This window comes from Dankookia rubra, from assembly GCF_004355005.1.
Classification (GTDB): Bacteria; Pseudomonadota; Alphaproteobacteria; order Acetobacterales; family Acetobacteraceae; genus Paracraurococcus; species Paracraurococcus ruber_A.
In genome coordinates this window covers 1-5,365 of the sequence record NZ_SMSJ01000178.1, presented here as the reverse complement: position 1 = coordinate 5,365, position 5,365 = coordinate 1, and the positions used below count along the sequence as shown (strand labels likewise).

Sequence of the window (5,365 nt, the reverse complement as noted above, 5' to 3'; positions counted from 1 at the left end):
ACGTTCCTCTTGCGCCGCCGCCGGCAGCTTGCGCATGTCCACATGCTTCATGCCCCCAACCTGGACGGATCCTACTCGCCTTCAAGACCGCCCAGGCCGGATCAATAAAATAAGCTTGTGGGAGGGCAGCTAACGGGTCCCGTAGCTGCCGCTCCGACTGGCCAGCATCGTGGCCGACTGCTCACGCTCTTGTACATTCCCTCGCCGCGGCCTCAAAGGGGTTAGGCATAGGTCGGGCCGGCTACTCCGTAATCCTTCCTGCCATCACGTAGTCGGCTGATCGGTCTGCGGGTCAGTCGATGGACAGATTGAGCCGGGTGACCATCCGCCGCTCGTACACGGCGCGCTCGCGCGCGAAGGCAGTGTAGTCAGCAGGTCCAAGGTACTCGTCTGGCATATCGTTGGTTGCCATGAACTCCTGCACTCGCGGATGGAACTGCGTCTTCCGGAATGCCTGGTGCAACGTCTCGACCACCTCCGGATCCATGCCCTTGGGTCCGGCTACGCCGTAAGGCGAGGTCACCACCATGCCGTAGCCAAGCTCGAGCAGCGTCGGGACATTGGGAAAGCTGCGCAGTCGCTCTTTCGTCCAGACCGCGAGCAACCGCAACTGTCCCGTCTCGACCACCGGGGCCCATGAGTTGGAGTTAGCGATGCAGTCCAGCTGCCGCGCGAGCACGGCGGTGATGTTTTCCGACGTGCCGCGGTAGGGCACATGCGTCATCTGCACGCCTTCCTTCTCGCAGAGCTCCTCCATGGCCAGGTGGTTGGAGGTGGCGATGCCGGAGGTACCGTAGGTGAGTTCACCCGGGCGTCGGCGTGCCTCAGCGAACATGTCAGCGAGCGTGTTCCAGCCAGATGCCGGGTGCACCACGTGGCCGAAGACAAAGCCGGTCTGCTGCATAATATAGGTGAAGTCGTTCACCGGATCCCAGGTGGGCCGCCGCGTCAGGAAGGGGTGGCGGATCACGGAGAGATGGTGGTGGGCGATGGTGTAGCCGTTAGGCCGCGCCTGGTTGAGCAGGAACTGCGCGGCCAGCGTGCCGCGGGCGCCGGGGCGGTTCTCGATAACCAGCGTCTGGCCGGTGTCCTGCTGGAACAGCTCTGCTTGCAGACGCATGAAGCCGTCGAGCGTGCCACCGGGCGCCCAAGGAATCAGGAACCGGACGGGGCGATTGGGGAAGCGTCCCTGGCCAATAGCCGGGCACGCGAGCGTCGTGACGGCGAGCGCGGTACCGAGCGCGGAGCGACGGCCGATGGAGACCGTGGTCATTGATTGTGTCCTCCCAGCAGGGCCGCCGCCTGGCAGCCCGGACTCCGCCGGGCGCCATAGTTGTTCGCGGCAACCTTCAGAACCATACCATCAGATCTCAATGAGTTTCGGACCTCCACGCCATCCGCCTGGGTCGTTCCATCACGTGACGCAGTCGACGGTGTAGCTGCCTTTTGCGCATCTTTGTCGGACCGAGCTGATTGATCCGCTGGAAAGCGCGGGTCCTTGCCGGACCACCGTGCAAAAAAGGCGCCTCAGGTCCGTACGAGCGGGCAACCTCCCTCGCTCATCGGACGCATAGCTTGCTCAGCGTCGATAGTCCCGGTCAGGCGGTACAGGTCCCAGTCGCTCTTCACCTCGGAGGGCGGCTTCACCTCGAACAGGTAGACAGGGTGGATCTTGCGGCCGTCCTCCCGAACCCGCCCCGGACCAAAGCAATCGTCGTCCGTCGGCAAGGCCTTCATCTGCTCGATGGCAGCACGGCCGGAGGCCTTCGCTTGTGCTGGACCCATGGCAGCTGCTGCCTTGAGGTAGTGCAGCACCGCCGAGTAGGCGCCAGCATGATTGGTGCTTGGATAAATGTTGGGCGGCATCTTTGGCAGCACGCGTTGCGTGAAGGCTCGAGTGCGATCGTTGAGGTCCCAATAAAAAGGCTCGGTCAGCAGCAGGCCCTGCGCGGCCTCAGCGCCCATGGCGCGGACGTCGCCCAGCAAGCAGAGTAGCCCCACCAGTTTCATCCGCCGCGTCAGGCCGAATTCATGCGCTTGCTTGACGCTGTTCACCGTATCCGTCCCGGCGTTGGCGAGCCCAAGCACCTTGGCGCGCGAGGCCTGCGCCTGCAGTAGGAAGGACGAATAATCGGTGGTCTGCGGGAAGGGATAGCGCGCTTGCCCAAGCACTTTGCCACCGGCCACCTCCACTGCCCGCGCCGTGTCGCGCTGCAACGCATGGCCAAAGGCGTAATCGGCGGTCAGGAAGAACCAGCTGTCGCCGCCCGCCCGCACCGTCGCGGTCCCGGCGCCATGGGCCAGCATCCAAGTGTCATAGGTCCAGTGGACGTGGTTTGGGCCACAGCGCGCTCCGTGCAAATCGGCCGTCGCCGGACCAGTAGCGAGGAAAACCTTGTCCTTCTCTCGGGCAAGGTCGGCAACAGCGAGTGCGATGGAGGAGTTGTTCACCTCGAGGATTGCGTCGATTCCCTCGCGATCATACCACTGCCGGGCAATCGCTGCGCCGACATCTGCCTTGTGCTGGTGGTCAGCATGCAGCACCTCCACTTGCAGCGGTGCACCGGCGGCAGCGAAGTCTGCGATGGCCTGCCTCACGCAAGCCATCGTGCCGAGGCCGGAGAGGTCGCGGTAGGGCCCGGAGAGGTCACCTAGGATGCCGAGGCGTAGAACTGGTGCAGCCTGCGCCCACGCCGTGCTGCTCCATAGGCCGGTGCCGGAGAGCGCTGCACTCGCAGCCAGTAATCCACGTCGCGTTCCAGTCATAACTGTCGTCCGCTCCCCTGCTGCAAGCCATACCGCTGCTTTGTTGGCGCACCCTCGCGCCCGAACGCAGTACGCGCAACGGGGTGGCAAAGGAAGAAGCCCGTCTTCCAGGACGATCGAGGCACCCCAGCGGTCCGCGATTGTCGAACGACGCCGGAGGCCGTCCCGGCCGCTCGGGAAGTGACACCGGGTTAGCGCTGAACCAGCCGCATGAGTGCGGTGCGCCCCGCCTCCCAAGCCTCCTCCGCACTGCGGTGACGGTCGGGCGAGACATAGGCTGGCTCCGGATGTCCCTCGATATGGATTGTCCACGTCCAGGGAGCTGGCGGCCGGGCCACGTACCTGACCCTGACCTCGTATTCCGGCCCGGAAGCAAGCGCCCCATTTGGATGAAGCAACGTGTTACTCATGCCGCTCCTGATAGCCCGAAGTGGGGCGGCACGTCAGACTTCGGCCGATCACGACGTGGAGGCTGTCGTTGGCTGCCAGAGCCCCAGCACCGCGCAGTGCGGGCGGAAGAACGCTCGGGAGGCCCAAAGCCTCAGCCCACCTCGGCGACGCGGTACACGGTCTAGCTGCCTTTGGCACCCTCATCGCCGGGCCCGACCAGCCGAACCCGCTCGACGGCCGCGACCAAGATGCCCTGGTGCTTCTTCAACCCAGCGCAGAAGCCGCGGACCGTGTGAGCCTGCGAGCCAGCTCCCTCAGCGGCAGGGGCGACGGAGGCGCGCTCAGACGGATGCAGCAGGGCGAGCACCTGCTGCGGCACGCGCCCTGGCGGAAGGCATTTGAGGCCGAGCTGCTGACCTTCCCGGCGGCCAAGCACGACGACCAGGTAGATGCCCTGGGGCTGGTCGGGCAGCTGCTGGACAAGATGATTCGGGGGACCGCGCGCAAGCCCGAGGCCAAGGCGCCGAGGGACAGCTGGACGCAGCTGTTCGACCGGCAGGACCTCGGCGTCGCCGACTGGTGCATCGCCTGACGACAGGGGTGTTCACCACGGACCAACGACCGTCGCTCGGTGGTAAACAGCCACCTACGAGAAGCTCGCTCGCTACGTCCTCGCGTCCTATGCCTTGCGGGAACAGTGGATTGGCTCAAGGTCGCCAGAGGGAGAACTCCGTGCCAAAGTCGGTCGTGACCAGGGCCCGGCACCGCGACGGCTCCGCATGGCAGTCCAGACCCGGGACGGCCGCGATCCGCCCGTCCCGGCCGGCCTTGAAGACCAGCGCCACGGGAGGCTCCGACATCTTCGCGTACGACAGCTCTACCTGGAACCGGATGGAGTCGAACCGGGTCGGGTCGGCGTAGAAGATGAGGTCGCGCGAGACGGCCTCGCCGGGGTTCAAGGCCGACCGCTCGCTCGGCAGCGCGGTGGCGCCTTCGAACAGCACCCCGTGGCGCAGGATTACCTCGCCGCCCTCGGGCTCGTCGTAGTACCTCGCCTGGGCGATCGTGCTGGACCTGGGAAGCTGCTCGGGCATCGCGCCTGCCACGGAGGCCTCGCCGAACCGCGTCCTGACGCCCACGACGTTGTAGGTGAGGCCCAGGACTCGAACCTCGGCTTGGCCAACGTTGGTCCGGGTGACTGTCGAGCGGATGGCGACGAGGTCCCCCCTTTGGCCGACCCTCTCTAGGGTGCTTGTGACGGACATGCTCGGGGGCGCGAGGCCCGGCGCGATCTTGGCCTCGTAGACGAAGGTGTAGACGCCCCAAGCCCCGGCCAGGACGATGGCGAGCGTTTGGACGGCGCTGTTGAGCATCTCCATGCTGAACTTCGAGGCAGTGGGTTTAGGCTCGACCTCCTTGCTCATCAGACATCCTCCCGCGCATGACCGGGCTGTAATCGCGTTGTGAGCGCCTTGGTTGTGCCCTGGCGCCACCGGAACGTCAGGCTGGAAGCCGGCAGTTCGCACAAGCGGACCTCCGTGCTGAGGTGAACGGGATCTCCAATGGCGCCAGAGGCAATAAGGTTGTCGCTTGCTGATCGCGCCGAGGACGGCCGCCCGAAGTTTAGGCCTCGGTCCTAACCAGCACCCGCGCCACGGTGGTGTGGGCCCACGCTACCCCACCCCTTGGCGCTGGCACCCCGCGTTCGGTCAGCGCTCGTGTGATCGCCGCCTGGCCAGTGATGCCGTCGGTTCGCAGCCGCTCGATCTCTAGGGCCAGCCGGTGTGCGGCCCGCTCCGCCGCCAGGCGCCTTGCTCGGGCCGCTGCTGCGGCGCTGGGGCCCTCGACTGGGTGGCCCCTGTCGCCACCCAGCGCCGCCCCACGCGCCTTGGCAGCCGCCAGCGCGGCCGTGGTGCGCTCGCTGATCAGCTCGCATTCCTTTTGCGCCATGGCGGCGTCGACCCGCATCATTAAATCGTCGGCGCCACATGTCCGCTGCCCGGACCGCGTAGCCCTCCGCCAGTAGTGGCCTGCGCTCTCCAGCGGGCGATACCGAGGCGAGCAGGAGTCAGCAGAGGTGCCTGTTGGAGTTTCACTTCCGCTTATTGATCCGGCCTGGGCGATCTTGAATCAGGCGGCGTAGCGAAAAGTCTTGTGCCCGAAGAAGCTGCGAACGCGGTCGGGCAGCTTCGATAGCCTGCGCATGTGC

Annotated in this window: 5 protein-coding genes; 1 reads left to right on the top strand and 4 read right to left on the bottom strand. The window is 65.9% G+C overall.

Features of this window, described 5'->3' with window-relative positions:
* Positions 1 to 292: 292 nt before the first annotated feature.
* Complete coding sequence (locus E2C06_RS35190) at positions 293 to 1,273, bottom strand: Bug family tripartite tricarboxylate transporter substrate binding protein (RefSeq protein WP_133293197.1); 981 nt, start codon at positions 1,271 to 1,273, stop codon at positions 293 to 295.
* Positions 1,274 to 1,527: 254 nt separating this feature from the next.
* Positions 1,528 to 2,766, bottom strand: coding sequence for an ABC transporter substrate-binding protein (locus E2C06_RS35185; RefSeq protein WP_133293196.1), 1,239 nt, complete (start codon positions 2,764 to 2,766; stop codon positions 1,528 to 1,530).
* A 739-nt stretch (positions 2,767 to 3,505) separates the two neighbouring features.
* Between E2C06_RS35185 and E2C06_RS35180 the strand changes: the two genes are divergently transcribed.
* Positions 3,506 to 3,748 carry a hypothetical protein gene (locus E2C06_RS35180; protein WP_133293195.1) on the top strand — a complete coding sequence of 81 codons (243 nt, stop codon included), beginning with the start codon at positions 3,506 to 3,508 and terminating at the stop codon, positions 3,746 to 3,748.
* Positions 3,749 to 3,863: 115 nt separating this feature from the next.
* Here E2C06_RS35180 and E2C06_RS35175 read toward each other — a convergent pair whose 3' ends face one another.
* Positions 3,864 to 4,580, bottom strand: coding sequence for a hypothetical protein (locus E2C06_RS35175; protein WP_133293194.1), 717 nt, complete (start codon positions 4,578 to 4,580; stop codon positions 3,864 to 3,866).
* A 199-nt stretch (positions 4,581 to 4,779) separates the two neighbouring features.
* Positions 4,780 to 5,127 carry a hypothetical protein gene (locus tag E2C06_RS40685; RefSeq protein WP_165982888.1) on the bottom strand — a complete coding sequence of 116 codons (348 nt, stop codon included), beginning with the start codon at positions 5,125 to 5,127 and terminating at the stop codon, positions 4,780 to 4,782.
* Between the last annotated feature and the right edge of the window lie 238 nt (positions 5,128 to 5,365).